This is a genomic window from Bacillus sp. 204(2023), assembly GCF_037027505.1.
GTDB classification, from domain to species: Bacteria; Bacillota; Bacilli; order Bacillales; family Bacillaceae; genus Bacillus; species Bacillus subtilis.
On the sequence record NZ_JAXCHE010000003.1, the window covers coordinates 371,983 to 397,552 of the forward strand.

Below are 25,570 nucleotides of genomic sequence, written 5' to 3' on the forward strand. Positions count from 1 at the left end.
TTATAATTCATTACATGAAGGAATTAAAATCATATTTATTATGCATTATACATCATAATTTATGAGTGTTATGATAAATTCATCAACAAAATATATAAACTCTTATATAAATTTTAAACTAATTATGTGTTCAGAAGGAGGACTATTTTAATGAACTATCGAATTGAAAAAGATACTTTTGGAGAAATAAAGGTGCCTGCTGATAAGTTTTGGGGAGCGCAAACACAACGTAGTAAAGAGAACTTCAAGATAGGTTCTGAAAAAATGCCAAAACGTATTGTTAAAGCTTTTGCTATATTGAAGCGCAGTACAGCGATTGCTAATAATCGTTTAGGGAATTTGGATAGTAAAAAAACAGAGGTTATTACCGCAGTTTGTGATGAAATTCTTGAAGGTAAATATGCTGACAATTTTCCACTCGTTGTTTGGCAGACGGGAAGCGGTACACAAAGCAATATGAATGTTAACGAAGTTATAGCAAACCTTGCAACACTTTTATTAAAAGAGAAAGGCTCTACACAAACTATACACCCAAATGATGATGTCAATCGCAGTCAAAGCTCGAATGACACTTTCCCAACAGCGATGCATGTTGCAGGTGTATTAGCTATCTATGAACAATTAGTTCCTGCACTTGATCAACTTCGGAACACATTAGATGAAAAAGCAAAAAAATTCAATGACATTGTAAAAATAGGTCGTACACATCTTCAAGATGCTACACCTCTTACCCTTGGACAAGAAATTAGCGGTTGGGTATATATGATTGATCGTTCGAAAGAAATGATATTGGAAGCAACTGAAAAAATGCGTGAACTTGCTATCGGGGGTACGGCAGTAGGGACAGGCATTAATGCACATCCACAGTTTGGAGAAGTTGTCTCAGAGGAAATCTCGAAGTTTACAGGCCAACAGTTTAAAAGTTCACCTAATAAGTTCCATGCCTTAACTAGTCATGATGAAATAACGTATGTACATGGTGCTATGAAGGCATTAGCTGCTGACTTAATGAAAATTGCGAACGATGTTAGATGGCTTGCAAGCGGTCCTCGCTGTGGGATCGGGGAAATTTCAATCCCGGAAAATGAGCCTGGCAGCTCCATTATGCCAGGAAAAGTTAACCCTACTCAATGTGAAGCCCTTACCATGATTGCGGCTCAAATTATGGGGAATGATGCAACTATTGGTTTTGCTTCAAGTCAGGGCAACTTTGAACTAAATGTATTTAAACCAGTTATTATCTATAACTTCCTTCAATCCGTGCAGCTACTGAGTGATGGAATAAAATCTTTCCATGATCATTGTGCGGTTGGTATTGAACCTAATGATAAAACCATTAAAGAAAATCTTTCCGGATCTTTAATGCTTGTTACAGCATTGAATCCTTATATAGGATATGAAAATGCTGCGAAAATTGCTAAGTTTGCTCATAAAGAAGGCTTAACGTTAAAAGAGGCTGCTGTCCAACTCGAACTATTAACGGAAGAACAATTTGATGAGATGGTTAAACCAGAAAATATGGTGAAACCAAACATGTAAATCTTTTGGAATAAAAAACTAGTTACTAATCAGTAACTAGTTTTTTATAATTGTGATGAAACCATGAAGGTGTTCTTACTTCTATATAAGGTTTTAATCGATGAAAGAAGCTTGTATGTTACTATGATTGGGTAGTTACATAAACGTGACACCAATAACCAATCGGATAATGCTTTAGACCAAGCCATTGCTTGATCACGAAGTAGGGATAGACGCCAAACTGACGAAAGAATGTCATAGATAGCAACATGAGATCTCTGTTCAATCATTTTACCGTCTTCAATACGCAAAAGACACCGGCAACTGGAGTTCTGTATGCTTCCAAAACAATCGGCTGCAATGTCATCATCAGCTCTATCGCTTTAATTGGCATTTAAAATCCGGGAAAAGCATCAAAGTTTTTCTTTTCAGATTCTATTAAACCATCTACACCCGGAAACGGTGTATCTAATTGCGGGGTAGAATACAAAGTCTTTTTAAGGCACTGTACTTCAATCGTTTCAAAAAAAGCGACGCACTCATTCTGTATTGTTCTCACCGGACATTATAACCTTACCCGTCATTAAATAAGCATTTAAAATGAGTATGATTCGCCATCATCAGGCACTAACACATCAGAGGAGATTCCTTTTTCATGAATAAAGGATTTTAATTCTTCTCTTGATAAACTCCAATGGTTGACAGCTTCCATGTGGCTCACGATGATTTTTGCTTTTGCTGCAGCCTTATACGTTTCATAGATATCTTCTTTACCCATGACGAGAGAACCGCCTTCATAGAATTGATTATCTCCGCCGTTCACTACAACGATTTCCGGCTGGTGTGTATCAATCTCTTCTTGAATCGCATCATACCAGACTGTATCTCCAGCTACATATAACGTTTTCTCACTTTTGTGTTTGAACACAACGCCGCATACAAGGCCTGCGAGTTTTAAAATGTCTCCTCTTCCGTGTTCGCCTTTTGTTTTAATAAGTTGAATCCCTTCAAAGACCGTATCTTTTGTTAAAACCTCGACATTTTTGAATCCGGCATTTCGTATTTCTGTTGCGTCTTCTTCATTTTGGGAGAACAGCTTGATATCTTTTGGCAATACCTCTTTAGCTGCCTCATCCCAATGGTCGAGGTGTAGATGGGTAACAATAACAGCATCGATATCGTTAATAATATGGTCAACAGAGGCTGGCAATTCAACCAAAGGATTGTTTTGATCCTGTCTTGGGGCATTTGGGAATGGGGGATAAGCACCCTTCTCAGCTAACATTGGGTCTATTAAAAACGTTTTGCCCGCATATTCGACAACAAGTGTGGCATTACGAATTTGCTGAATGTTCATGTGTAAAACTCCTTTTCTTTAATATCTGTATAGTGTACAGACAGCAGCTGAATAAATACATGGAAAAAATCAAGTCTTTCTGTCGATTGACTTGATTTTTGAAAGTATGTAATTTATTTTGTATAAATTCTCATTAAGGCAGAATCAGATTAATTAAATGAAACAAATGTTAAAGCAATGTGCAGGACTGCACCTTTTTAGAGAGATGATGAACAGAAAGATTTTAGAAGGGATTTGATTTCATGTTGGATTACACAGACATGCAAATATTAGAGGAGTTATCTCAGAATAGCCGTATTACGATGAAAGAATTAGGTGATAAAGTTCATTTAACAGGGCAAGCAGCAGCCTCAAGGGTTGCCAAGTTAGAAGACAACGGCGTCATAGAGGGATATACAATTAAAGTGAACCAAGTGAAATTAGGGTATTATATACATGCTTTGCTTAATATCTATACAAAAAGCACCCATCATCAGCCATACCTGTCATTTATCAAAACACAAAAGAAATATGTCATGAATAATTATAAAATCAGCGGGGATGGCTGTTATCTTCTAGAATGCAGATTTCCGTCTAATGAAGCATTAGATCAATTTTTAGTGGAATTAAATAAGAATGTCAATTATAAATTATCGATTGTGATTAACAAGTAGGAAAAACCTTTTCACTTCTTTATGTGAGGTTCAAGTCCTCTCGGCAGCATGAAAAATACCAAGAGCCGCAGACTCTTGGTATTTTTCATGCTTTCATTTATTTTACTCATCCGGCCGATCAGCCTTACTTTGCAAATCTCCGAGCTGCTGCAACGCACATGATAACGGCGATATTCACTGCTACGAGTGCCCAGCCCACTTTCTCGTGCAGTATCACTGAGGCAAGCAGCAGTCCAAAAAAAGGCTGGAGAAGCTGGAGCTGCCCAACCGCCGCAATTCCGCCTTGGGCAAGACCGCGATACCAGAACACAAAGCCGATTAGCATGCTGAATAAGGATACATATGCAAGACTGAGCAGTGCGGGAACGCCGATGTCCGACCATGAGTCCGGCGTAAAAAAGAACGACAATGGCAGCATAAGAGGAAGCGACAGAACGAGTGCCCATGAGATCACCTGCCAATTCCCCAGACGCCGTGAAAGTCTTGCCCCTTCTGCATAACCGAGACCGCATACGACAATAGAAGCCAGCATGTACGCGTCACCAAGCGGGGATGAACCTCCCCCCTGAATCAGGGCGAAACCTGCTACTAACAAGCTGCCAACGGTTGAGAAAATCCAGAAGACGGGGCGAGGGCGTTCACCCCCGCGCAGTACGCCGAAGACCGCCGTTGCAAGCGGAAGAAGTCCAATGAAGACAATGGCGTGTGCGGATGTGACATGCTGAAGCGCTAAAGCTGTCAGCAACGGGAAACCAATCACTACGCCAAACGCTACCACTAATAATGAAATGAGATCTCTTTTGGCAGGATGCTGCTGCCGGAAGATGAGGAGGAGACCTCCCGCCAGTACACCAGCTATCGCAGCGCGGCATACGGTGAGGAACAGCGGATCGAAGTCCGACACAGCCAAACGGGTCGCAGGCAGCGAGCCGCTGAAAATGAGTACGCCTATAAAACCATTTATCCAGCCATTTGTTCGTTTGTTCATTACAATCACTCCACATATCTTTCTTGTTCATTGTCTGTATTTTCTTAACAAAACCAGTAGCTAAGGATTACAATGACTATAAACTGGAATTGGCCTTTTATAAACAGCCAGTTTTCATAAAAAAATGCATACCAGTTAGGAGAACAACGCGCAAATGGATATCATGCCTTTTTTGGATAGAAATCTGGATATTCCGCTTTATCAGCAGCTTTATCGATATTTTAAAGAAAACATGCATCGGGGCCGTATTCAAAAAGGAATGAAGCTTCCTTCAAAAAGACTCCTGGCGAATCAGCTTTCCATCAGCCAAACGACTGTTGAACGTGCCTATGAACAGCTCGCTGCTGAGGGCTATATTGTGAGCAAGCCAAGAAGCGGGTGGTTTGCTGATTATCATGATTCTGATTTTGCTTATGATAGAATGCCAAGCACAACACCCATTCAACAAGAAGCAGAAGAAAATAAACAATGGATTGATTTTCATTATGGGAATGTAGATTCTTTTTACTTCCCTTTTTCCGCATGGCGAAAAAGCATGGTCAATAGCTTAGACCAATATGGACACGAGCTTTATCGGCCGGGACATGTTTTAGGAGAGTTTGAGCTGAGAACACTCATTGCAGAGTACCTGTATCAATCTCGGGGTGTTCATTGCGGCCCTGAACAAGTGATTATAGGTGCCGGGAACCCTATTCTGCTGCAAATCTTGTGCCAAGTTTTTGAGCCGAATATTTCTATAGGGTATGAGGATCCTGGTTATCCAAGAGCACGCAAGATTTTTGAAGCCAACCGCATGAATATTGTTCCGATACCAGTAGATGAGGAAGGAATCTGTATACAGAAGGTCAAAGAACAGCAGCCAAACCTTGTATATGTCACACCTTCCCATCAATTTACGCTGGGAACAATCATGACGATCAACAGAAGAATTCAGCTGCTCAAATGGGCGGCTGAACATCAATCCTTTATCATAGAGGATGATTATGACGGGGAATTTAGGTACACAGGACAGCCGGTTCCTTCTCTGCAAGGGCTTGATCAGCATAACCGTGTCATTTATATGGGCACTTTTTCTAAGTCTCTATTGCCCTCGCTGCGTATCAGCTATATGATTCTTCCTTCACCTCTTTTAAAAAAGGGGCATGAAATTACGTCCTTATATAAGCAAACAGTGTCCTGCCACAGTCAGCTAACCCTAGCTGAATTTATAAAAAATGGAGAGTGGCAAAAACACATCAACAGAATGAGAAAACTTTACCGCAAAAAAAGAGCCATTGTATTAGAGGCAGTGCAAAGGGAATTAGGAGAGCATGTCAGAATTCGCGGAGAAAACTCTGGGCTTCGTATCTTACTTGACGTTTATTTGCCATTTGGTGAAAAAGAGTTAATTGAGAAGGCGAAAAAACATGGAGTAAAAATTTATCCTGTTTCTCTTTCTTATCAACATCATCCTCCTGCAAAAACGGTCTCGCTCGGGTTTGCAGGGGTTTCTGAATCCGACATAAGAGAAGGCATAAAAAAACTGAAGGCTGCCTGGAAGATATGAGGGAGCTTTCAGTTTTAGCAAAACGGCCAAGTGACGACTAAGTGTTGAGAGCTGTTCAATATTTTTTAAGTATATGATGAGTGCCTGCAGTCCAGCCCCGATACGTCTGTTTAGCGAAAAACAGAATTTTTTATTTGCTCATCACAGTGCTAAAATAAACAAAATAGACAATTGAAAAATAGAGGTGTAAGAATGAAGTTAGATGAGTTTACAATTGGCCAGGTTTTCAAAACGAAATCATTAAAAGTAACAAAAGATGATATTATGCGGTTTGCGGGTGAATTTGACCCTCAGTATATGCATGTAGATGAAGAAAAAGCGAGTAAAGGCAGATTTAATGGAATTATCGCTTCCGGCATACAAACACTGGCCATATCTTTTAAACTTTGGATTGAAGAAGGTTTCTATGGAGACGATATTATAGCCGGAACAGAGATGAATCATATGACATTCATAAAACCCGTATATCCGGATGATGAATTGTTTACAATTGTTGAGGTTCTTGATAAGCAGCCGAAGAGAAATGAATTGGGAATACTCACTGTATTGTTATCTACTTATAATCAAAAAGAAGAAAAAGTATTTGAAGGTGAGTTATCTGTATTGATCAAACGATAACTCAGAAAGCCCGCTTTTCGCGGGCTCGATTGAAGCAGATGGGTGAAAGATGTTAGCGAGTTTCCTTTGAAAAATAAGAGGTTAAAACATCATAAACAATAGGCAAAGAAGTAAATCCCTCATCTTCTAGAAAATGACCTCCGTGCTGAACTTCATATAACGCAGCATCAATTTGTTGTGCCAGATCCTTGCTGAATGAAAAAGGCACAATTTGGTCGTCCTTAGAAGCAATGACAGCACGGTGCTTCGCGGACTCAATGATTGTTTGATGATCAAACGATCCCTGTGTAAATTCATCTAACATCTTTAAAGTGGGCAATGATTTGGCAAAGCCGGAAACAAGTATGATTCCGCCAAGCTGTTTTCGTAATTGAATATGTTCCAAAAATCTCAAAATGGCTGGGCACCCTAGGCTGTGCGCAACCAAATACGTATTTTCATGTAAAGTGTGCTGATATAAAGAGAGTGTATCCAGCCAATCCTCAAGTCTTGGCTGAAGTGGATTAGGCATGTTTAAAATGTCTGCTTTGACCCCATCTGCGAGCAGGCGTTTTTTCAGCCAAGGGAACCAATGATTTGTTGAGGAGGCTCTGTAGCCATGAATGATATAGACTTGTTTTGTCATTTTTTCCTCCACACGAAGCATTTTCATTCAGTATAAAATTCCTCTCATTGGGAAACAAGTACGCACTTTTTAGTAAGTAGCTTTACATATGAGGCATTCCTTGTGCCATTCCCCACTTACACATTTCATCTATGAGGGGGTACAAAGATCGCCCTCTGTCAGATAACGAATACTCTACTTTCAGTGGGGTTTGAGAAACCTCAGTCCGATGAATAAGGCCGTCAGTTTGCAATTCCTTAAGCTGTGCGCTTAACATTTTATGGGTGATGAAGGGCATAGCCCTTTTCAGCTCGCCGTATCTCATCGTTTTTTCACACCCTAACTCATAGAGTATTCTCATTTTCCATTTACCCCCTATAAGAGATAAGGTGTATTCAAATGGGGCTTGTTTACTGCGGCACAGGCTATCCATGTAATCAATCCTCCTTTTTAAGGTATCATATCAGAATAATTCAGGATTTTCGGTGTTGGAGTTTGATGGCGATTCACGATCTGAAGTGAAAGGGGCCGCTTGCTCAACAGGCGGCACGGTACATGAATGTTCTAAGTCAAAGAGGGTTACCTTACTGTTAATTACTTTATTTAAAAAAACGCATGTTTTTAGCTGAAAATATCTATTATGGTATATTTAAATATAACGAAATATTTGAGAAATGAGGAATGGTATGAATACACCAAAAAAACATAAGAAATTTAAAGCGAAAATGATTCTCCAAATCATCATGGTTATCATTGGAGGAATCATAGCGGCATATGGACTAGAAACAGTGCTCATTCCAAACAGTGTATCTGATGGAGGGGTGACTGGTCTTAGCATCGTTGGTTCACAGCTATTCAACTTGCCGCTGGGGATTTTGATTGCTGTGATCAACATTCCATTTGTCTGGTTAGGATATAAGCAAATTGGGAAAAGCTTTGCATTATTATCAATTATCGGAATCGTATCGCTTGCCGCGGGGACAAGCTTTTTCCACCACACACCCGCCATCATAGAAGGAGATACCCTGTTAATTACCGTTGTCGGCGGGATTATCCTTGGATTTGGAATGGGGCTGGCGCTGCGTAATGGCGGCGCATTAGATGGAATTGACATGCTTGCTGTGCTGCTATCCCGAAAACTGCCATTCGGAACGAGCGATCTCATTCTATTCTTAAACCTATTTGTGTTTATTTTTGTTTCCACAGTATTTGGCTTACAAGGGGCATTGCTTTCAGTCATTGCTTACTACATTGCATCCAAAGTGATTCATGTTGTGGAGGAAGGCTTAAGCGGTTCTAAAACCTTTCAAATTATTACAACCCAACCTGAATTAATGGTAGAGACAATACGTGATCAATTAGGCCGAAGCGCCACATATAAAGAAGCTTACGGGGGTTTTTCCCACGAGAAATTTAAAGAAATCACATGTGTCATCAACCGTTTAGAAGAAACCAAACTAAAGGAAATTATTAATGATATTGATAAATCCGCCTTTGTCACCGTATATGACGTAGCTGAAGTGAAGGGCAGCAACTTTAGAAATCTTAATCATCACTAAAAAATAGAATGACCTTTTTAACGGTAACTGACATGCCGCCGGTAAATGTAATCAAAAACACTTTTTGAGGGCTTGTGGGTGTCAGCGGTGAAGGTCTGAATCACAGAAATACCAGGGGCGTCAAAACCCTTGGTATTTTTTCTGCCAAAAATAAGCCATTTTGGTGAAAGATTATTTCTCTGTGATGAAATAAAGCAAAGCGATGACCGGAAAAGCAATTCCAATCCATAATGCTGTACCCCATCCGCCTGAGGCATATGCCCATCCTCCAATTGATGACCCTATCGCACCGCCTAGAAAGAAGATCGCCATGAATAATCCGTTTAATCGACTGCGAATTTCAGGCGCCAACGAAAAAATGGCACGTTGACTCAGCACAAGGTTTGCAGATACACCCATATCTAACAGAATAGCTGCTGCCACTAGAACTGTTATGCCGACGGGGGAGCTGCTCTGAATCATGAGCGGCAGTAATAAAGAGACAACGACAACACCGAGAGCGATTCCAGTGGCAAGCCTGGTTAAGCCTCGATCAGCCAGCCGGCCGCCTATTGGTGCAGCGACTGCACCCGCAATGCCCACCAATGCGTAGAGTGCTATTGCCTTCTGAGAAAAATGAAAACCAGGACCGGACAATAATAAAGGAACGGTAGTCCAGAACAAGCTGAAAGCTCCAAATACAAACGCATGATAGATGGCACGGCGGCGTAAGACTGGAGTCGTGCGCAGCAGCTTCCACATTGAACCGAGTAAGGCAGTATAGTTTGTATTTGCTGTTGGTTTTCTGGCAGGAAGCACTTTTGATAATACGATGGCCAGGATAACACTTACCACGGCGGACAAAGCGAATATTGCATTCCACCCCCAGATATCAGCGACTAGACTAGATATCGGACGGGAAAGCATAATACCGAGTAATAAGCCGCTCATGACATTGCCAACAACCCGGCCGCGTGCAGCGTCTGATGCAAGGTATGATGCAAATGGAACAAGCACTTGGGCTGCGATTGATCCCAATCCGACGAAAAACGCAGCTGCTAAAAACAGTATTCCATGCTTCACAAATGCTGTTAGTGTCAAAGCCGCTGCGCTTAGAAGGAGCGATACAACAATAAGTTTTTTGTTTTCGATGATATCTCCTAAAGGGACAAGAAATAGTAAGCCGGCAACGTATCCGATTTGGGTGAGTGTAACAATCAATCCAGCACTGCTTGGAGAAAGTCCAATTGCCTTACTAATTAATCCGACCAAGGGTTGTGCATAGTAAAGATTAGCAACAATGATACCGCATGCAGTTGCGAGAAGAAGGGTTAAACTGGGTGAAATCCTCTGACCTGCTTGTTTGTTACTATTAGCCATAAGAATGAACTCCTTTTTAAGTGTTTTTTTGAGTGTAATGATGACTTCTCAACACAAGCAATTTTATAAACTGAACGTTCAGTTTTGTTGATTAATGAAAATAATATACTAAACGTTCAGTTTTGTAAATGGATTTCTGTTTTCTTTTTTATTCAGGTTAAGTATACTGAACGTATAGTTTTGTATTTCGGGAAGGAATGATTCATGTGCAGAGTAAACGAGGGCGGCCGCGTGATGAAGGAACGCATAAGGCGATTCTCTCTGCAGCCTATGACCTATTGCTGGAAAAAGGCTTTGATGCGGTGACAGTCGATAAAATTGCAGAGCGTGCGAAAGTGAGTAAAGCAACGATTTATAAATGGTGGTCTAACAAAGCTGCCGTTATCATGGACAGCTTTCTTTCGACCGCGACGGACAGGCTGCCTGTGCCTGATACAGGGTCGTCAGTACAAGATATAGTAACCCACGCCACGAATTTAGCTAGGTTTTTGACAAGCAGGGAAGGAACCGTTATTAAGGAATTAATAGGTGCAGGGCAGTTGGATGAAAAATTGGCAGAAGAATATCGCACACGATTTTTCCAGCCTCGCCGCCTCCAAGCGAAAGGCCTTCTAGAAAAGGGAATTCAGAAAGGTGAATTAAGAGAGAATCTTGATATTGAAGTAAGCATAGATCTCATTTACGGACCAATTTTCTATCGTCTGCTTATAACAGGGGATGAGGTGAATGATTCCTATGTGCATGATTTGGTGATGAATGCGTTTAAGGGAGTTCAAGCTACCTCTGCTACAGAGAGTATGTAACTGATAAGAACTGCAAAAGCTACGGATTATATGACAAATTGGTTCCATCGTACAGTGAAATATAAGATTTTTGTTGCTGAGCGGAATCATCGAGGGAACTCTTATCGGATGTCGAAAAAGAAGTCATTCAATCGTGAATACATAACATCATATTATTACATTCCTTTTCATCGATTGGAACAAGGGTTCTATACTTCAATGGAATATCGCAAAGTTGGAGTATTTAAAAAACAGGAGAAAATCTATGGCCATTATGTAGGTGTCATGGCAATGGAAAAAATACTTGCAATGTAAACAGGCCTCTAAAGAGACCTGTTTTTTAATATCCAAAAGATTGTCTATTTTCATCTTGGGCTCTATGACCACTCCCATAACTGAAATAGTCTAATATTTATACCAGACTGGATTATGATTGAAAACACCCGGAATTCCATAATAAACTTGATTAAAATAGAAACGCATTCTTTAAAAATGGAGCAGCTTCGACAATGGATAAAGGTAAATAAGGCAGAGTTCTCATAAAGAGATTGATAATCATTGAATCAAAAATATTTGATGATCCAAATATCAGGGATTGTTTATATAAATAAAAGTTTATATAATGACGGGGGCGCTAAGGAAACGCGGGGAGCGACTCAGGTTTTCGTTTTCGAAGTTTTGATCCTTAGGATAAACGGAGCGCTACATATAGAAACGTAAGAATGTATAATCATTTGGCGTGTATATAACGATTTGCTTATATGTTGATTTAGGAAGGAGGAGTTCAAATGACGATTGATGTTGCGGCGATGACTCGTTGTTTGAAAACACTTAGTGATCAAACTAGGCTTATAATGATGAGATTATTTCTTGAACAAGAATATTGTGTCTGTCAATTGGTTGATATGTTCGAAATGAGCCAGCCCGCCATAAGCCAGCATTTGCGGAAATTAAAAAACGCAGGTTTTGTGAATGAGGACAGAAGAGGCCAATGGCGTTATTATTCAATAAATGGTTCCTGTCCTGAGTTTGATACATTGCAATTGATCTTACATCAAATCGATCAGGAGGATGAATTGTTAAACCATATCAAACAAAAGAAAACTCAAGCGTGTTGCCAGTAAGGAGGCATTAGATTGACATCAATGATTTTGGCAGTATTCATCTTTTTATTAACTCTAGTATTGGTCATATGGCAGCCGAAAAATTTATCTATAGGGTGGTCAGCCTGTGGAGGCGCAGTTTTAGCTCTAATAGCAGGTGTTGTCAATTTTCATGATGTGTTAACTGTGACAGGGATTGTTTGGAATGCGACCTTGGCTTTTGTGGCCATCATACTGATATCGTTAATTCTTGATAATATCGGTTTCTTTGAATGGGCAGCGCTTCATATGGCTAAGGCTGCAAAAGGAAACGGTGTGCGGATGTTCGTTTATGTATCTCTATTAGGAGCTATCGTCGCCGCGTTATTTGCAAATGACGGTGCAGCTCTTATATTGACACCAATCGTATTAGCGATGGTCAGAGCATTACATTTTAATGAAAAATTAGTTTTTCCTTTTATCATTGCCAGCGGATTTATTGCGGATACCACTTCGCTTCCTTTAGTAGTGAGCAATTTGGTCAACATTGTTTCAGCGGACTATTTTCATATTACGTTTATTGATTATGCATCCAGAATGGTTGTGCCGTACCTGTTTTCGCTGCTGGCGAGCATCATTGTACTTTACCTTTTCTTTAGAAAAAGCATACCAAAACGCTATGATCTGACTGAGGTTAAAAAACCTGTTGAAGCAATTAAAGATCAAAACATGTTCAGACTGTCATGGTATATCTTGGGACTTCTGTTAGTTGGATACTTTGCAAGTGAATTCTTATCTATCCCTGTATCAGTGGTAGCAGGGATCATTGCAATCTTTTTCTTAATGGCTGCAAAAAAGAGTCCAGCCGTTCATACAAAAAAAGTGCTGAAAGAAGCGCCATGGGCTATCGTATTCTTTTCAATTGGCATGTATGTTGTTGTGTATGGTGTCCGAAATGCTGGATTGACAGATGTCCTTTCAGATGTGATTCAAGCCACGGCTGATCAAGGATTGTTTGCAGGTACGATTGGAATGGGCTTTATCGCGGCAATTCTTTCTTCCGTTATGAATAACCTGCCGACTGTCATGATTGATGCACTGGCTATTGCCGGTACAGATACACATGGGATGATGAGAGAAGCGCTTATTTATGCAAATGTGATCGGTTCAGATTTAGGACCTAAAATAACACCGATTGGTTCCTTGGCGACATTATTATGGCTTCATGTCCTTTCGCACAAAGGTATGAAAATTTCCTGGGGCACGTATTTTAAATCAGGAATTATCCTCACGATACCCACTTTATTGATCACACTTGTCGGCCTGTATATTTGGCTGCTGATAATCCATTCTTGTTTCTAAAAGGACAAGGTCACTATATCAAGGAAAACAATACACAGGTAACTCTTGCCGCAGTCAAATAGCTGAAGGGTGGGGGAGAAAACCTTGGGGACAAGTGGAATGTGTACAGCGCAGGAATCGAATGTCATGCATGACATCTGAAAGCTGTCAAAGCTATGAAAGAAGCAGGGATTGATATTTCAAATCAAACATCGGATAAATTTGATGATCCGGCAAAAGCACACGGAACAGAAGAAGTGTTTCCAAAGGGTCCGTGATGAAATTGGTGACCGTTTAAAACAGTTTGCTGTAACTGGGGAATAAAGAATCGATATACTCAGCGTTTCCTTGGGTTTATATAATGCAATGTGTTGTTCAACAGGTGTCTGTGAGCTGAGTGCAGACACCTGTTTTTATTTGTCTGAGATCCGTAACAGGGAAGTTATTTAGCTGTTACAGAGGAAAATTGATTTTGTGAACAGAATCATGAAGGAGACGGGGTTTTAAAGGAGTTGTCTGTTTTGCAGGAATTAACAAAAGAAAAATACAGTAGCTTAAAAACAATGTTTGATGACAAATATTGTCCCACATTTGTCTATTCAATATTAGACCAAACCATTCCGGGAGCTGTTTATGCAGATGATCAAACCTTTCCTAAATCGTTTTTTATAGGAACTGAATCAGGCATTTATTTTATTGCGGGAGACCAAGGGAATCGGGATTTTCATGATTTCATTGCAGGATATTATGAAGAACAAGTGAAATCATCAAAACGATTTACCTTGTTTTCTTCCAGTGATACATGGGATAGCGTACTGAAACCCATACTGAAAGATGACTTGAACCAAATGAGAAGAGCTGCATTTTCTTATCAACCAAAATCTTTCAAAAAGACTTTGCAACTGCCAAAGGGTCTTGTATTGAGAAGAATAGACGAAGACATCATTTCACACAGCACAGCGTTTAACAGCGCGTATTATGAGGAGTATTGGGATTCTGTCTCACAGTTTGCTTCAAAAGGTTTTGGATTTGCCGTATTACATGGCAATCACGTAGTAAGTGAGTGTACCTCTATATTTTTAGGGCATAATCGAGCGGAAATGGATATCTATACACTTGAAGAATATAGAGGACTGGGGTTAGCTTATTGCGCAGCAAATAGGTTTATAGCGTTTTGTGTGGAAAATGGGATTGTTCCTAGCTGGGATTGTGATATCTGCAACAATTCGTCCATTGCATTAGCAGCTAAACTAGGGTTTAAGCCAGTAACTGAATACTCCATTTACTTTTCTGGAGAATCTTAATGAAGGAACCTTTAAAGGAGATACCAAACGATGTTGGTATCTTTTTTGTTTTAGAGTTTTTTAACCCTTTTAGCAGAAAAAAGGGTGTTGAAAATCTTATTCATTTTATTTACTTTTAGGTAGGTAAAACATACTCCGCTGACTGTAACCACTCCGCCCAGCAGAGAAAGAAATGCAGGTATTTCGCCTATCCATACCCATGAAATGACCAAGGCTAAAGCCGGTGTTACATAAAGAGAAAGAGTTGCTTCTGAAGCGCCGACGAGTGCAGTGACATATGCTAGTGCGAAGTAAGGAATAACCGTCGGCAATAATCCTAAGTAAACGATAGACAAAGTTGCGCTTATTGAAGCGTTTATCATCTCTTCGCCTAAGCCTGGCAGAAACACAAGCATAGGTATTGTTCCGCCCCAAATGGTGAATGTAACGAATGGAATAAAATCATATTTTTTTATATAGCGGGCTTGAAAAACGAAATAAATACTCTCCGAAAATGCTGCCAGCAGGATGACCAAGATACCGCTCATTGAATATGTAAAGTCTCCCGCCCCAAATGCAATCAATAATACACCCAATAAACTGATCATAGAGCCAAGCCATTTCGTAAATCCAAAATGCTCTTTATAAAACAGGCGGGATAGCATGGCTGAGAAGATCGGTGCCGTAGTAACGAGTAAGCTTGCAACTCCGGCACTAACTGTTTTTTCACCGATGTTCAGCAAAATGTGATAGAGTGCAAATCCTAAAAACCCTAAAAGAAAAATGGCAGGAATGTCTTTCAAGTCGGGTAGGCGCATCTGAGTCAAAACAGCAAAAAGCAATAATGCCATAGAGCCGATTAACAAGCGAAATAAAGCAAGGTGTTCTGGTGTGTACCCTTCTAGTCCTGCGCGAATTCCCGGAAAAGCAGATGCCCATAAACAGATCATCAGACTGTTTGAGGTTATCAATTGAACTGTTTTCTTTTGCATATTTCCCACTCCTATTTACAAAAACCAACCAGTTATTTAATGTGTTTTTATATTAATAAAGATTTGGTGATATGGCTTCAACCAGTTAAACGGATTTTGACCCAACCAATTTATTTTAAGGAGACCGATTCTATGAGCTTTCCAGAAGAAAAAAAGATGAAAAAGCTCCCTAAGTACAGACAAATCGTTCATTTTATTAAAGAGAAAATAGGAAATGGAGAGTGGCCGATTGGAAGCAAGATTCCAAGCCAGCGCACGCTTGCAAAAGATTTTCAGGTAAATCGGAGCACAGTGATTACAGCGTTAGAGGAATTGATGGCCGATGGGTTAATAGAAGGCACAATGGGGAAAGGCACAGTTGTTATCAACAACACATGGACACTGATGGCTAAGAATTCTGCTCCCGATTGGGATCAATATGTCACCTCTGGCATTCAGATGCCAAGCCGAAAAATCGTTCAAGAGATAAATCAATCAGAATCAAATACAGACCTTATACAGCTCAGTAAAGGTGAACTTTCAGCTGAGATTTTTCCTTTGGCTGTTATGAAAGAGATGATGGGGAGGGTATCTCATCACATGGAGGCATTCGGTTATGAAGAGCCAAAAGGTTACTTACCTTTGAGGGAGGCATTAAGCAACTATTTAAAAACCATTGGAATCAACGTCTCATCTTCTTCCATTCTGATTGTCTCAGGAGCGTTGCAAGCCTTGCAGCTGATATCAATGGGGCTGTTACAAAGAGGATCAACCGTTTATCTTGATCAGCCCTCCTACCTTTATTCATTACACGTATTTCAATCAGCTGGTATGAAGCTGACTGGACTTCCTATGGATAATGAAGGACTTTTGCCTGAAAATGTTCATTTAACAAGAGGAGAGCGGGGAAGGGCTATCTTATATACAAATCCATGTTTTCACAATCCGACTGGTATTCTTATGTCTAAAAAGCGGCGTGAAGAAATCCTAGCAGTAAGTGAGAATACACAGCTTCCTATTATTGAAGATGACATTTATCGTGAGTTATGGATCGATGAAATTCCGCCATATCCTATTAAAACAATTGATAAAAATGGACACGTACTGTACATAGGAAGTTTATCGAAAACATTAAGCCCAGGTTTGAGGATTGGATGGATCGTCGGGCCGGAACCGGTGATTGAACGTTTATCTGACATTAAAATGCAAACAGATTACGGATCCAGTTCGCTATCCCAGAGAGTAGCGGCAGAGTGGTTTACTTCCGGCCACTACCAGCAGCATGTAGAAAAGGTTAGGCAGCAATTAAAGGTGAGAAGAGAATTGGCCTTGAGTGCTATAGAAACTCATTTGAAAGATGTGGCGACATGGAATATCCCAAAAGGAGGGTTTTTTGTCTGGATAAAAATATTGCCTTCCATATCAATGAAATTACTTTATACTAAAGCCTTATCAAAAGGGATTCTGCTCAATCTCGGCAGTATCTATGCTCAGGAAAAAGGGAATTATATTCGCTTATCATATGCTTATGCATCTCTTGAAGACCTTCAAAAGGGGATTTATGAGTTGGGTTTAATGATAAAAGAATTGGCAAGCAGGTAACTTTTATATCCTTAAATGGATGTTTCACTAAAAAAGAGATCAAGCCTAATGATCGCTTGATCTGATAATAACAAGGGTTACTAGAATAGACCAAATCATGGTTCGGTCTTAAAATGATCATGTCTCTGAACGAAAAGTCTTTCCGACTTCTCTTCCTAAACCAAAGTAGTGTCTGAAATTATAGATAAGCGGGCTCCATTTGGAAGGGTTGATATGGTTTTCGTCCAGAATGATACTTTCCTCGGCATGAAAATGTAGTGCCTGCGTCTCTACAATTGCGAATGACGATTCATATTCTGGAAGCCGAATGTGTTTCACTTCGGCTTCGATTTGGATAGGGCATTCTTTAATTCGTGTTGGTGATACTGTTTTTGATTGTAAAGGCGTTAACCCTGCTGCCTCGTATTTTTCTTTTTTATATGTAAATCCGAGCTGCTTCTTTAAAGGCGGTATACTCTTTTTTCCGCTATAAGATGAAATTCTTTCAATGTTTTCCCATAATTCCGGGCCAGGCAAGTTTATGACACATTCTTTGTGTCTTTCCAAATTGTCGATGGCTTTTCCTCCCAGTCCTACTCCAAGGATTATATAATGTCCAAGAGCCCAAGAAGAAGACATAGGACTAATATTAGTGGTTCCATCCTCATTCAATGTGGTTAGAAGAAATGTCGAGGTACCATAATACATGATCTTGGGTTTGATTTCCTTAAATCGACGAGTGTCTTGTTTTTTGATGTCCAACGTTTTTTCCTCCTTGTCACGCTTACATTTATATTGTAAAGGATTAACATTTCAACTATCATCGAAATATGAATGTAAGGAGGAAAATCATGAATCCTAATATTGCAAAAATCTCTTCGTTGCTATCAGATCCCTCGCGTTCTTCCATTCTTCTCAGTCTGATGGATGGCAGGATACACCCTGCGGGAGAGCTTGCATATCTCGCTAACATTAAACCTCAAACCGCCAGTTTTCACCTGAATAAATTGCTTGAAGCAAAGCTGATTAGCGTAGAGAAGCATGGGAGACATCGGTATTACAGATTGTCTGACTCAGATGCTGCAAATGTGATCGAACAATTGCTTCATATTGCGCCTAAAGCAAAAGTCAAATCTTTAAAAGAGTCAAAAGAGAAAAAGGACTTGCATTTCGCCCGTACCTGTTATGATCATTTGGCAGGTTATGTGGGCGTGCAAATGGCACATTCATTAGTTGAGCAAGGGATGTTAAAAAAAGTTGATTTAAACTTTGAGGTGACTCCAGAGGGTGCTTTATTCTTTTCAAAGTTAGGCATCAATGAAGAGCAACAACGGAATAAGAGGAGAGCCTTTGCCCGGTGCTGTTTGGATTGGAGTGAACGGCAGCATCATATTGCAGGAGCATTAGGAAACGCCCTATTGGTGCGCATGTTAGAAGAAGAATGGATCGTTCGTATGCCTAAAACGAGAGCGATTAGGATTACACAAAGCGGGAAAATCGCGTTTGAAAAGCACCTAAACGTGAAGATTTAGGATGTTGAAGCGAAGGCACGATATCCAGGAGGAGGAGTAAGATTTGTTCTAATCTTACTCCTTCTTCTTATTTTGAAGCAGCTCGATTCCCCATTGCAATAGAGATGCGGTTCCAACTGTTTATTTGATTAATGATCAGAACAAGGTCAACATATTGTTTCTCATCATAATGTTCCCGCACCCGATGATATAGCTCATCAGGAACCCTTTTAGATGGAATGAGCGTGATGTGTTCAGATAGTTCGAGAGCCGCTTTCTCTTCAGGTGTGTAAAAATCACATTCATTCCAAGCATGTAAACAGTAAATTCGCTGTTCAGTTTCGCCCATTTTGCGGGCATCAGAAGTATGCATATCTAAGCAGAAAGCACAGCCGTTTATTTGAGAGACTCTGATTTTAATTAGCTCTCTCGTAGTTCGGTTAATTGAAGATTGTTTCGTGTATTTCTCCATATCCATCATGATTTTCATACCTTCAGGTGCAATCTCATAGTAGGACACTCTTTGACTCATAAAGCAAGACTCCTTTCCATAGAATACCTAGATTGTATCCCGGTATTGATCATTTTACCAATGTGCGGTTTGAATGACAGCTGTTTCATTGTCTTTTGGAAAGAAGCTTCTTTGAATAAAAATAAGGGTAGCCAGCAATGATGAGTGGAGCTGCTAATGCAAGCAGTCTCCATGAGCCTGATTGGCTGTCTTTAGTGACTCCAATGAATATATAAGTACCGATCAGAAAATATAATAAAGCGCCTAAAAACCAATACATGTTCATTCCTCTTTTTCCTTGCATGTGATTTTTGATTGAGTATGTTTGTCTTTCTCATTGCTTAATCGATCAAGGCACTGATTTTTTAACACTTTTTCGGTCCGGATTCCTTTTCTCTTTAATGATAAAATTGTGAGATCAATCGATTTCAATGATGATCATTCCTTTTAAATAGTGACTTCTCCATTATTGTAAATGGAAATTCGGAAAGATAAAACGTACATAAAGGCAGAACGCTTATGTACGTTTGGGCAATGATCCATGTTGGAAACGCTTATGCTTCACCGCATCTTTGTATTGTTGAGTACCTTCTCTTCCTATAAAATGATGGGATACATGTATATGTGGCTGGAGTGTATATCGCTTCTGCCAATGGAAAGGAAGTGAATGAGGTTTGCGTATCAGGAATCCTTTCAAAGAAAAATACTACTCGCATGATAGACGGGCATTAAACATGCTTGCACTCAGAGTGCCGGGCCTGGCTTTTATTCTCATGATCTATGTAGCCTCTGTCGTGCTGCAATTTATTACTGCGAGCTGGTCCATTTTATTGCTTAATGTCTTCACGATATTGATGGCTGTTTTTTCTTTTCTGCATTGGCATTCATATCGCTGGGTGAAGAAAAGGGTCATTCTATACTTTGTACTGCAAGGTTTGATCACTTTTACACTTGCTAATCTCATGACGGGCTTCTTAGTGCTGGTCCTCATTGGCCTTTATGCATTTTTGATTGGACAGATTATAGGAATGGCAGACAGAAGAAAAACTTTCCTCATTCTATTTTTATTGCTTCTTCTGTTAATAAATGTAGCTAATCAGATTCACAAAGGTGAATATTTGCATTTTATTGTGATTGCTGCACCTATCATGATCGTGATTATTACTTATGCCGCTACATTATTTGCCCAAGTCGATGAAAGGATAAAAGCGCAGCTGACTCTCGAAAGGCTGGAGCTGGCTCATCAGCAGGTAGAACAGCTGACGCTGCAGAACGAAAGACAGCGGATGGCCCGAGACTTGCACGATACGCTTGCTCAAGGTCTTGTCAGTTTAAATATGCAGCTGGATGCGATTCATGTTCATCTCGCCAAAGGCAACACAGAGAGAGCAAAAGAAATCGTTCAACAATCGATGAATAGAGTGAAAAGCACATTAGCTGATGCACGTTCAGCTATTGACGATCTCCGCAGCAAATCAGAAGAAATCGGTGTTTTAAAAGAAAGAATTACCTCGCTAATGGATCATTTTATAGAGTCGACAGGCATGGCTTGTTTATTAGATTACAGATTGCATCAGGTGCTGGATGTGCGTACAGCTGAAAACTGTTATTACATCATTGGAGAATGCATGACGAATGCGGCAAAGCATGCTGAGGCGAAAACAATCTGGATATCCATTTGGGATGATGAAAAGGGAAGGCTCCATTTAACAGTTAAGGATAACGGCAAGGGATTTGATGTTGAAAAAGGAAAGAAAAAGAGAGGACATTATGGGCTTCTTGGCATACAAGAACGCGTCAGGGCAATAAATGGCCAATTCAATATCAAGAGTACAAAATTGAAAGGAACACAAATTGAGATCACTGTACCAATTCAGGGAGAGATGCAAGATGAATAAGGTTTTAATCGTTGATGACCATCTTGTCGTGAGGGAAGGTCTGAAGCTTTTAATTGAAACGAATGATCAATACACCATTATAGGAGAGGCGGAAAATGGAAAAGTCGCAGTCCGTCTTGCAGATGAATTAGAACCGGATATCATTCTGATGGATTTGTATATGCCGGAGATGAGCGGGTTAGAGGCCATTAAACAAATAAAAGAAAAACACGATACCCCCATCATTATTTTGACTACATATAATGAAGATCACTTAATGATTGAAGGGATTGAATTAGGGGCGAAAGGATATCTGTTAAAGGATACGAGTTCAGAAACCCTTTTTCACACAATGGATGCAGCGATCAGAGGGAATGTGCTGTTGCAGCCTGATATCCTCAAACGTCTGCAAGAAATCCAATTTGAGCGGATGAAAAAGCAGCGCAATGAGACGCAGCTGACAGAAAAGGAAGTCATTGTTCTAAAAGCAATTGCTAAAGGTCTTAAAAGCAAAGCGATTGCCTTTGATTTGGGCGTCTCTGAGCGAACAGTAAAGTCCAGATTAACGTCCATTTACAATAAATTAGGCGCGAATTCAAGAACTGAGGCGGTAACGATTGCCATGCAAAAAGGTATTCTGACAATAGACAACTAAACTGCATATTTGAAAATTGCCCAAACGTACATGCCCGAATGTACGTTTTTTTCATTTCATTGTCAACTACAATGAGAAAGAATGTGATCAAGCAATGTGTTGAAAGGAGATTATCATGTCAAAAATGTTATATACATTAGGAGGATGGGTTGCTCGCAATCGCATAAAAGTAATATGTGCGTGGATCGTTGTGTTAGTTGCTTCGATAGGCCTTGCAGTCACCTTACAACCAAGTTTTTCTGAGGATATGTCCATACCTGACACACCTTCGGAAAAAGCGATGGATGTGATTCAAAAAGAATTTCCTCACGGTCCTGATAAAGGGAGCATACGGGTTATTTTCGGTGCTGGTGATGGGGAGAAACTTACTGGGAAGCCAGCAAAAAAAGCAATAGAAGATACGTTCAAAGAAATCAGTAAAGATGATTCTGTTGACTCGATTGCAAGTCCTTTTGTGACAGGGACAATCGCGAAAGATGGCACAGTTGCCTATGCTGATATCAAGTATAAATCATCAGCAGATGATATAAAGGATTACTCTATCAAACACTTAAAAGACAGTTTGAAAATGGCTGATGATGAAGGATTGCAAACTGAGCTAAGCGGAGATGTACCGGGAGCCGAGATGGAGATAGGCGGTGTCTCTGAAATTGTCGGCATTATCTTGGCTTTTGTCGTTTTAGCCATTACATTCGGTTCTTTATTAATAGCAGGTTTGCCGATTTTAACTGCACTGATTGGTTTAGGTGTAAGTATTGGACTGGTTTTGATTGGGACACAAGTATTTGATATTGCTTCCGTCAGTCTTTCATTAGCCGGAATGATTGGCCTTGCTGTTGGTATTGATTATGCTTTATTTATTTTTACGAAACACCGCCAGTTTTTAGGCGAAGGCATACAAAAGAATGAATCAATTGCGAGAGCCGTGGGAACAGCGGGAAGCGCAGTCGTTTTTGCCGGACTTACAGTTATCGTTGCACTTTGCGGATTGACTGTCGTTAACATTCCTTTTATGTCTGCGATGGGGCTGACAGCAGGGCTTAGTGTACTGATGGCTGTTTTGGCTTCCATCACACTTGTGCCTGCGGTCTTATCGATTGCAGGGAAGCGGATGATTCCGAAATCAAACAAGAAAATAGAAAAACAAAGCACTGAAACAAATGTCTGGGGACGCTTTGTCACCAAGCATCCTATCATGCTAAGTGTATGCAGCATTCTGATTTTGCTCGTCATTAGTATCCCATCTATGCATTTGGAACTGGGCTTGCCTGATGCTGGGATGAAAGCTAAGGATAATCCGGATCGCCGGGCATATGACTTGCTTGCCGAAGGCTTTGGAGAAGGATTTAATGGCCAATTAACAATCGTAGCGGATGCCACAAATGCTGCAGAAAATAAGGCGGAGGCTTTCGCAGATGCAGTGAAAGAAATAAAGGGTTTAGACCATGTAGCAAGTGTCACCCCTGCAATGCCTAATAAAGAAGGGAACTTTGCCATCATTACGGTCGTTCCGGAAACAGGTCCAAATGATGTCACAACGAAAGATTTGGTACACGATGTACGCAGTTTGTCAGATAAAAACGGAGTAGATTTGCTTGTTACTGGATCGACTGCAGTGAATATTGACATTTCAGATCGCCTGAATGATGCGATACCGGTGTTTGCTGTACTTATTGTTGGCTTTGCGTTTGTATTGCTGACCATCGTTTTCCGTTCGCTGCTTGTGCCGCTTGTTGCTGTTGCAGGTTTCATGTTGACGATGACAGCCACTCTTGGAATCTGTGTATTTGTCTTGCAAGACGGCAATCTCATCGATTTTTTCAAAATACCTGAAAAAGGGCCGATACTCGCCTTCCTGCCGATTTTATCTATTGGGATTCTGTTCGGGTTAGCCATGGATTATCAAGTATTCCTTGTCAGCAGAATGCGTGAAGAATATGTAAAAACAAAGAATCCAGTACAAGCCATTCAGGCTGGATTAAAACATAGCGGTCCTGTTGTTACAGCAGCCGGCTTGATCATGATCTTCGTTTTTGCAGGATTTATCTTTGCCGGCGAAGCTTCTATTAAAGCCAACGGATTAGCTCTTTCCTTTGGTGTGCTCTTTGATGCCTTTATTGTAAGAATGACATTGATTCCAAGTGTCATGAAGCTGATGGGGAATGCAGCCTGGTATTTGCCGAAATGGCTGGACAAGATGATTCCGAATGTGGATATAGAAGGGCATCAACTGACAAAGGAAATACAGCCAGAAATAGATCATGAACAAAAGAAACAAATCAGTGTGTAATAGAAAAAGCAGATCTTTAATGATCTGCTTTTTTGCTTATGGTAGTATTTAGAAGATGAAGTCGGCAGTTAAAAGGAGACGCTTATGGCGCAATCACTCATTTTCGATATGGATGGAACTTTGTTTCAAACTGATCACATTTTAGAATTGTCATTAGAAGATGCTTATGATTTTTTAAGGTCACTTGGCAAATGGGACACGGTCACCCCTATTCAGAAATACAGGGAGATCATGGGTGTTCCTTTACCTGAAGTATGGAAGGTTTTATTGCCAAACCACTCCAATGAAATTAGAGAAAAGATGGATGCTTATTTTTTAGAAAGGTTAATCGCTAATATCAATCAAGGGAAAGGCGCATTATATCCTCACGTTGAAGAGATATTCAGTTATTTGAGAGACAACAATTATTCAATTTTTATAGCAAGTAACGGCTTAATAGAATACCTCAAAGCAATTGTGAGTTTTTATCAGTTGGACAGATGGGTGACTGAAACGTTTAGTATTCAACAAATACATACACTGAATAAAGGCGATTTAGTAAACACTATCCATTCAGCAGGCGGCAGTTGTCGGAGACCGTCTGTCTGACATAAATGCGGCTAAAGATAATGGTTTGCTGGCCATAGGATGCCATTTTGATTTTGCACAGGAAGAGGAACTTGCTCAAGCTGACTTTGTCATCCATGATTTAATTGAGCTGAAAACATTGCTGCCAGGGCTGAAAATAAAAGGGTATTGAGCGGCACGGCACCAGTGAAAATCTAATGAACTTAAATAGGTGTATATTTCATATTGAACGGAGGCTAAAGAGATGAACTCCAAAAACAAGATTTACTATGAACGCGGCACTGAAGAATTAAGAAAACAAAACATTCGCGCACATAAACTTGTTCGAGAATTTAATCATGCTGAACCTGAAGAAGTTGAAAAAAAGGAAGAAATCATTAGGAATTTGTTTGGAACTGTAGGGATTAATCCCAACGTTGAACATAACTTTCACTGTGATTTTGGATACAATATTCATGTGGGTGATCATTTTTACGCGGGTTATAATTGTACGGTTTTGGATGTTGCTGAAGTACGGATAGGTGATAACTGCATGATAGGTCCTGATGTAGGCATTTATACAGCGGGACATTCAATCGAACCTAAAGACAGACATAAAAGCGGGTACGGCATTCCAATTAGTATTGGAGACAATGTATGGATTGGCGGAAGCTGTGTCATCCTTGCTGGCGTGATAATAGGAGATAACTCTGTTATCGCTGCGGGCTCGGTTGTGACGAAGGATGTTCCCCCTAATTCTGTCGTGGCAGGGAATCCGGTGAAAGTCATAAAGCACATCAAATGATTTTTTTGACGCTGCCTTCTCTCCATAATGCCTAGGTTCTTGATAATTCTAAGAATAAACCAACTGATCATATAAGAAACCTAAAGAAACAAGCACACAAAACCAGCTGCGGGTTTTGTCCAAGAAAAATAGA

General features: G+C 40.2%; 26 protein-coding genes and 2 pseudogenes. 18 read left to right on the forward strand and 10 right to left on the reverse strand.

What is annotated here, in order from left to right; all coding sequences use genetic code 11:
* Positions 1-150: 150 nt before the first annotated feature.
* Both fumC and WA279_RS09160 read left to right on the forward strand, forming a co-directional pair.
* Positions 151-1,539 carry a class II fumarate hydratase gene (fumC, locus tag WA279_RS09155; protein ID WP_134155677.1) on the forward strand — a complete coding sequence of 463 codons (1,389 nt, stop codon included), beginning with the start codon at positions 151-153 and terminating at the stop codon, positions 1,537-1,539.
* A 248-nt stretch (positions 1,540-1,787) separates the two neighbouring features.
* Positions 1,788-1,916, forward strand: a complete 129-nt coding sequence (locus WA279_RS09160) for a hypothetical protein (protein ID WP_336155140.1) — start codon at positions 1,788-1,790, stop codon at positions 1,914-1,916.
* Positions 1,917-2,113: 197 nt separating this feature from the next.
* Here WA279_RS09160 and WA279_RS09165 read toward each other — a convergent pair whose 3' ends face one another.
* Complete coding sequence (locus WA279_RS09165; protein WP_133953624.1) at positions 2,114-2,875, reverse strand: MBL fold metallo-hydrolase; 762 nt, start codon at positions 2,873-2,875, stop codon at positions 2,114-2,116.
* Between the two features lie 242 nt (positions 2,876-3,117).
* Here WA279_RS09165 and WA279_RS09170 point away from each other — a divergent pair, with 242 nt between their 5' ends.
* The gene (locus WA279_RS09170) at positions 3,118-3,528 is read left to right on the forward strand and encodes an Lrp/AsnC family transcriptional regulator (protein WP_041519106.1); all 411 of its coding nucleotides are present in this window, start codon (positions 3,118-3,120) and stop codon (positions 3,526-3,528) included.
* A gap of 124 nt (positions 3,529-3,652) precedes the next feature.
* Here WA279_RS09170 and WA279_RS09175 read toward each other — a convergent pair whose 3' ends face one another.
* Positions 3,653-4,516 carry a DMT family transporter gene (locus WA279_RS09175; RefSeq protein WP_015382853.1) on the reverse strand — a complete coding sequence of 288 codons (864 nt, stop codon included), beginning with the start codon at positions 4,514-4,516 and terminating at the stop codon, positions 3,653-3,655.
* Between the two features lie 154 nt (positions 4,517-4,670).
* On the opposite strand from WA279_RS09175, the gene pdxR reads away from it, so the two are divergent.
* A complete protein-coding gene (gene pdxR / locus WA279_RS09180) occupies positions 4,671-6,062 on the forward strand; it encodes a MocR-like pyridoxine biosynthesis transcription factor PdxR (protein ID WP_336155143.1) in 1,392 nt (463 codons plus the stop codon).
* A 192-nt stretch (positions 6,063-6,254) separates the two neighbouring features.
* Positions 6,255-6,680, forward strand: a complete 426-nt coding sequence (locus tag WA279_RS09185; protein ID WP_133953621.1) for a MaoC family dehydratase — start codon at positions 6,255-6,257, stop codon at positions 6,678-6,680.
* A 52-nt stretch (positions 6,681-6,732) separates the two neighbouring features.
* Here WA279_RS09185 and WA279_RS09190 read toward each other — a convergent pair whose 3' ends face one another.
* On the reverse strand, positions 6,733-7,305 hold the full coding sequence (locus WA279_RS09190) for an alpha/beta hydrolase (RefSeq protein WP_336155144.1): 573 nt from the start codon (positions 7,303-7,305) through the stop codon (positions 6,733-6,735).
* 82 nt (positions 7,306-7,387) lie between these two features.
* A complete protein-coding gene (locus WA279_RS09195; protein WP_219144778.1) occupies positions 7,388-7,717 on the reverse strand; it encodes a winged helix-turn-helix transcriptional regulator in 330 nt (109 codons plus the stop codon).
* A gap of 253 nt (positions 7,718-7,970) precedes the next feature.
* On the opposite strand from WA279_RS09195, the gene WA279_RS09200 reads away from it, so the two are divergent.
* On the forward strand, positions 7,971-8,843 hold the full coding sequence (locus tag WA279_RS09200) for a YitT family protein (protein WP_029725818.1): 873 nt from the start codon (positions 7,971-7,973) through the stop codon (positions 8,841-8,843).
* Between the two features lie 171 nt (positions 8,844-9,014).
* On the opposite strand, the gene WA279_RS09205 is transcribed toward WA279_RS09200, so the two are convergent.
* Positions 9,015-10,202 (reverse strand): MFS transporter, encoded by a 1,188-nt coding sequence (locus tag WA279_RS09205; protein WP_336155148.1) that lies wholly within the window; start codon positions 10,200-10,202, stop codon positions 9,015-9,017.
* Positions 10,203-10,408: 206 nt separating this feature from the next.
* Here WA279_RS09205 and WA279_RS09210 point away from each other — a divergent pair, with 206 nt between their 5' ends.
* From WA279_RS09210 to WA279_RS09230, 5 genes and pseudogenes are all read left to right on the forward strand, one after another.
* Complete coding sequence (locus WA279_RS09210) at positions 10,409-11,005, forward strand: TetR/AcrR family transcriptional regulator (RefSeq protein ID WP_015715300.1); 597 nt, start codon at positions 10,409-10,411, stop codon at positions 11,003-11,005.
* Between the two features lie 767 nt (positions 11,006-11,772).
* Positions 11,773-12,108, forward strand: a complete 336-nt coding sequence (gene aseR, locus WA279_RS09215; RefSeq protein WP_003243257.1) for a metal-responsive transcriptional regulator AseR — start codon at positions 11,773-11,775, stop codon at positions 12,106-12,108.
* A gap of 12 nt (positions 12,109-12,120) precedes the next feature.
* Positions 12,121-13,428 carry an arsenic transporter gene (locus WA279_RS09220; RefSeq protein WP_336155151.1) on the forward strand — a complete coding sequence of 436 codons (1,308 nt, stop codon included), beginning with the start codon at positions 12,121-12,123 and terminating at the stop codon, positions 13,426-13,428.
* A pseudogene (locus WA279_RS09225) lies at positions 13,415-13,731 on the forward strand (arsenate reductase/protein-tyrosine-phosphatase family protein). The gene WA279_RS09220 and the pseudogene WA279_RS09225 overlap by 14 nt, the downstream one beginning before the upstream one ends.
* 188 nt (positions 13,732-13,919) lie before the next feature.
* Positions 13,920-14,711 carry a GNAT family N-acetyltransferase gene (locus tag WA279_RS09230; protein ID WP_336155153.1) on the forward strand — a complete coding sequence of 264 codons (792 nt, stop codon included), beginning with the start codon at positions 13,920-13,922 and terminating at the stop codon, positions 14,709-14,711.
* Between the two features lie 50 nt (positions 14,712-14,761).
* Here the strand turns inward: WA279_RS09230 and WA279_RS09235 are convergent, their stop codons facing one another.
* Positions 14,762-15,682: a DMT family transporter gene (locus WA279_RS09235; RefSeq protein ID WP_336155154.1), complete on the reverse strand. Its 921-nt coding sequence runs from the start codon at positions 15,680-15,682 to the stop codon at positions 14,762-14,764.
* Positions 15,683-15,814: 132 nt separating this feature from the next.
* Between WA279_RS09235 and WA279_RS09240 the strand changes: the two genes are divergently transcribed.
* Entirely contained in the window at positions 15,815-17,263 is a 1,449-nt protein-coding gene (locus tag WA279_RS09240) for an aminotransferase-like domain-containing protein (RefSeq protein WP_021481657.1), read from the forward strand.
* A gap of 117 nt (positions 17,264-17,380) precedes the next feature.
* Here WA279_RS09240 and WA279_RS09245 read toward each other — a convergent pair whose 3' ends face one another.
* Complete coding sequence (locus WA279_RS09245) at positions 17,381-18,004, reverse strand: flavin reductase family protein (RefSeq protein ID WP_029725823.1); 624 nt, start codon at positions 18,002-18,004, stop codon at positions 17,381-17,383.
* Positions 18,005-18,093: 89 nt separating this feature from the next.
* Here WA279_RS09245 and WA279_RS09250 point away from each other — a divergent pair, with 89 nt between their 5' ends.
* Complete coding sequence (locus WA279_RS09250; protein WP_251187182.1) at positions 18,094-18,774, forward strand: ArsR/SmtB family transcription factor; 681 nt, start codon at positions 18,094-18,096, stop codon at positions 18,772-18,774.
* 67 nt (positions 18,775-18,841) lie between these two features.
* Here WA279_RS09250 and WA279_RS09255 read toward each other — a convergent pair whose 3' ends face one another.
* The 3 genes from WA279_RS09255 to WA279_RS09265 all read right to left on the reverse strand — a co-directional run bounded on the left by WA279_RS09255 (position 18,842) and on the right by WA279_RS09265 (position 19,696).
* Positions 18,842-19,285, reverse strand: a complete 444-nt coding sequence (locus tag WA279_RS09255; RefSeq protein ID WP_100506834.1) for a carboxymuconolactone decarboxylase family protein — start codon at positions 19,283-19,285, stop codon at positions 18,842-18,844.
* An 85-nt stretch (positions 19,286-19,370) separates the two neighbouring features.
* Positions 19,371-19,550, reverse strand: coding sequence for a hypothetical protein (locus WA279_RS09260; protein ID WP_080030634.1), 180 nt, complete (start codon positions 19,548-19,550; stop codon positions 19,371-19,373).
* Positions 19,547-19,696, reverse strand: a complete 150-nt coding sequence (locus WA279_RS09265; protein WP_015382874.1) for a hypothetical protein — start codon at positions 19,694-19,696, stop codon at positions 19,547-19,549. Before WA279_RS09265 ends, WA279_RS09260 begins: the two co-directional genes overlap by 4 nt.
* A gap of 242 nt (positions 19,697-19,938) precedes the next feature.
* On the opposite strand from WA279_RS09265, the gene WA279_RS09270 reads away from it, so the two are divergent.
* From WA279_RS09270 to WA279_RS09290, 5 genes and pseudogenes are all read left to right on the forward strand, one after another.
* The gene (locus WA279_RS09270) at positions 19,939-21,162 is read left to right on the forward strand and encodes a sensor histidine kinase (protein WP_251187181.1); all 1,224 of its coding nucleotides are present in this window, start codon (positions 19,939-19,941) and stop codon (positions 21,160-21,162) included.
* Positions 21,155-21,796, forward strand: a complete 642-nt coding sequence (gene ydfI / locus WA279_RS09275; protein WP_003244318.1) for a two-component system response regulator YdfI — start codon at positions 21,155-21,157, stop codon at positions 21,794-21,796. The genes WA279_RS09270 and ydfI overlap by 8 nt, the downstream gene beginning before the upstream one ends.
* A gap of 115 nt (positions 21,797-21,911) precedes the next feature.
* A complete protein-coding gene (locus tag WA279_RS09280) occupies positions 21,912-24,086 on the forward strand; it encodes an MMPL family transporter (protein ID WP_336155161.1) in 2,175 nt (724 codons plus the stop codon).
* Between the two features lie 84 nt (positions 24,087-24,170).
* Positions 24,171-24,825, forward strand: a pseudogene (locus WA279_RS09285) (HAD hydrolase-like protein).
* Between the two features lie 72 nt (positions 24,826-24,897).
* Positions 24,898-25,437 (forward strand): sugar O-acetyltransferase, encoded by a 540-nt coding sequence (locus WA279_RS09290; protein ID WP_336155163.1) that lies wholly within the window; start codon positions 24,898-24,900, stop codon positions 25,435-25,437.
* The last annotated feature ends 133 nt before the right edge of the window (positions 25,438-25,570 follow it).

Coding starts and splice junctions, on each gene's coding strand:
- fumC (WP_134155677.1), top strand. CDS start 151: ATGAACTATCGAATTGAAAAAGATACTTTTGGAGAAATAAAGGTGCCT.
- WA279_RS09165 (WP_133953624.1), bottom strand. CDS start 2,875: ATGAACATTCAGCAAATTCGTAATGCCACACTTGTTGTCGAATATGCG.
- WA279_RS09175 (WP_015382853.1), bottom strand. CDS start 4,516: ATGAACAAACGAACAAATGGCTGGATAAATGGTTTTATAGGCGTACTC.
- aseR (WP_003243257.1), top strand. CDS start 11,773: ATGACGATTGATGTTGCGGCGATGACTCGTTGTTTGAAAACACTTAGT.
- WA279_RS09160 (WP_336155140.1), top strand. CDS start 1,788: ATGAGATCTCTGTTCAATCATTTTACCGTCTTCAATACGCAAAAGACA.
- WA279_RS09235 (WP_336155154.1), bottom strand. CDS start 15,682: ATGCAAAAGAAAACAGTTCAATTGATAACCTCAAACAGTCTGATGATC.
- WA279_RS09250 (WP_251187182.1), top strand. CDS start 18,094: ATGAATCCTAATATTGCAAAAATCTCTTCGTTGCTATCAGATCCCTCG.
- WA279_RS09170 (WP_041519106.1), top strand. CDS start 3,118: ATGTTGGATTACACAGACATGCAAATATTAGAGGAGTTATCTCAGAAT.
- WA279_RS09190 (WP_336155144.1), bottom strand. CDS start 7,305: ATGACAAAACAAGTCTATATCATTCATGGCTACAGAGCCTCCTCAACA.
- WA279_RS09185 (WP_133953621.1), top strand. CDS start 6,255: ATGAAGTTAGATGAGTTTACAATTGGCCAGGTTTTCAAAACGAAATCA.
- WA279_RS09195 (WP_219144778.1), bottom strand. CDS start 7,717: ATGGATAGCCTGTGCCGCAGTAAACAAGCCCCATTTGAATACACCTTA.
- WA279_RS09280 (WP_336155161.1), top strand. CDS start 21,912: ATGTCAAAAATGTTATATACATTAGGAGGATGGGTTGCTCGCAATCGC.
- WA279_RS09240 (WP_021481657.1), top strand. CDS start 15,815: ATGAGCTTTCCAGAAGAAAAAAAGATGAAAAAGCTCCCTAAGTACAGA.
- WA279_RS09260 (WP_080030634.1), bottom strand. CDS start 19,550: ATGAACATGTATTGGTTTTTAGGCGCTTTATTATATTTTCTGATCGGT.
- WA279_RS09255 (WP_100506834.1), bottom strand. CDS start 19,285: ATGAGTCAAAGAGTGTCCTACTATGAGATTGCACCTGAAGGTATGAAA.
- WA279_RS09205 (WP_336155148.1), bottom strand. CDS start 10,202: ATGGCTAATAGTAACAAACAAGCAGGTCAGAGGATTTCACCCAGTTTA.
- WA279_RS09290 (WP_336155163.1), top strand. CDS start 24,898: ATGAACTCCAAAAACAAGATTTACTATGAACGCGGCACTGAAGAATTA.
- ydfI (WP_003244318.1), top strand. CDS start 21,155: ATGAATAAGGTTTTAATCGTTGATGACCATCTTGTCGTGAGGGAAGGT.
- WA279_RS09200 (WP_029725818.1), top strand. CDS start 7,971: ATGAATACACCAAAAAAACATAAGAAATTTAAAGCGAAAATGATTCTC.
- pdxR (WP_336155143.1), top strand. CDS start 4,671: ATGGATATCATGCCTTTTTTGGATAGAAATCTGGATATTCCGCTTTAT.